This is a genomic window from Vibrio sp. 10N.222.48.A3, assembly GCF_041475345.1.
In the GTDB taxonomy this organism is placed as follows: Bacteria; Pseudomonadota; Gammaproteobacteria; order Enterobacterales; family Vibrionaceae; genus Vibrio; species Vibrio tasmaniensis_A.
Genome location: NZ_JBFRVX010000282.1, coordinates 1 through 1,029, shown reverse-complemented (window position 1 = coordinate 1,029; position 1,029 = coordinate 1). Strand labels below are relative to the sequence as shown.

Genomic DNA, 1,029 nt, shown 5'->3' with positions numbered 1-1,029 from the left:
AATTGAACCATCTTCGTCGACATCCGCAACCATTGGTGTTACTTCTGGTGCATCATTAGCGAACTCAACTTTTAGGTCGATGTTTGCAGCCACCACGTCGGTGCCGTCACTCACATCAAACGTTAAGTCAACATTGCCGAAGAAACCCTGCTCTGGCGTTAATGTGTATGTGCCATCACCATTGTCTGTCACATCTACCGTATCACTCGCACTTGTCACGTTCAGTACAGAAAGCTCATCACCTTCAACATCTGTCGCTTGTGCTAGTAGTTCAGCTTCTGTAATGGTGATCGCTTGACCGTCTTCCGTAGTGAAAGACATGTCTGGAACGTCTGGTGCATCATTGATAGGGTTTACGGTTAGGTTAAGGTCAGCTGCAACAGTTTCGATCGCGTCAGTGACATCGTAAGTAAATTCAATCTCACCAAAGAAATCAGCACTTGGTGTAATCGTGAAGCTACCGTCTGGGTTTTCTACAACAACCGCATTTGGATCGTTGGTCGCAAAGTTAACCGCTTCAAGGTTATCGCCATCGACATCCGTTGCATTCGCTAACAGATCCTCTTGAGTGATAGTGATTGAACCATCTTCATCAACAGCGGCTTCAATTGGGCCGCTCACTTCAGGGCCTTCGTTGACAATTTCAACGTCTACTCTTGCAGTACTTGGTGCACTGGCTTGACCGTCACTGATATCGAAGGTCAGATTCACTTCACCGTAGAAGTCCTCTGCAGGTTCGAATGTGAAAGTATTGTCTCCATTGTCTGTTAATGTACCTTGTGATTGGTCAACAAGCAGTAGATTCTCAACATGCAGGATATCGCCATCAACATCGGTCGCGCCAGACAATAGGTCTTTCGCTTCGATGATCATAGAGCCGTTTTCAAGCATTTGGGTGTGCAATGGCTCGCCCGGAACTGGCACATCATTAACAGGTACAACGGTCAGATCTAGATGGGTTGCAACTTCATCGGTACCATCGAATACCTTGTAATCAATGTCGATTTCACCATTGAAGTTTTCATTCGG

Annotated in this window: 1 protein-coding gene; it reads right to left on the bottom strand. The window is 46.2% G+C overall.

Annotated elements, in window-relative coordinates:
- Positions 1–1,029: cadherin-like domain-containing protein (locus tag AB4653_RS09190; protein WP_372103929.1), on the bottom strand; the 1,029-nt coding region annotated here is incomplete at both ends.